Origin of the sequence: Sulfitobacter aestuariivivens, assembly GCF_014763045.1 — a bacterium.
Taxonomy (GTDB): Bacteria; Pseudomonadota; Alphaproteobacteria; order Rhodobacterales; family Rhodobacteraceae; genus Sulfitobacter; species Sulfitobacter aestuariivivens.
This window is the reverse complement of sequence record NZ_JACTAG010000014.1, coordinates 1-581: the sequence shown is the minus strand read 5'-3', so window position 1 is coordinate 581 and position 581 is coordinate 1. Positions and strand designations below refer to the sequence as shown.

The 581-nt window shown below is 60.6% G+C and carries 1 protein-coding gene; it reads left to right on the top strand.

Features of this window, described 5'->3' with window-relative positions:
- Nucleotides 1–581 (top strand): DUF7507 domain-containing protein (locus tag H9Q16_RS20515; RefSeq protein WP_216859538.1); only part of this gene is annotated, 581 nt, incomplete at both ends.

The window sequence follows — 581 nt, the reverse complement described above, 5'->3', positions numbered from 1 at the left end:
AACACGTCGCTGACGAACCCTGACTTTGACGATGTTCTGACGCAGACGGGCAATACCGTTGCGCTGACGTCTGGCCCGACACTGAGCGGGGACGGCGGCACGGCAGGTGTGCTGGATGTGGACGAGGTCTGGACCTACACGGCGACGTTCAATGTGACGCAGCCTGTGGTCGACAACGGCAACAACGTGGTGAACACCGCAAGCATCGCCTTTGATGAGGCGGCCGTGCAGGAAGCCGAGGCGATCACGACGATCGAGACGGAGTCCAGCTTCACGATTGCCAAGACGGTTGATATCGACGCGATCTCCGCGACGGATACGATCCCGCAGCTTCTGACCTATACGGTCACCGTCACGAACACGGGGAACACGTCGCTGACGAACCCTGACTTTGACGATGTTCTGACGCAGACGGGCAATACCGTTGCGCTGACGTCTGGCCCGACACTGAGCGGGGACGGCGGCACGGCAGGTGTGCTGGATGTGGACGAGGTCTGGACCTACACGGCGACGTTCAATGTGACGCAGCCTGTGGTCGACAACGGCAACAACGTGGTGAACACCGCAAGCATCGCCTTTGA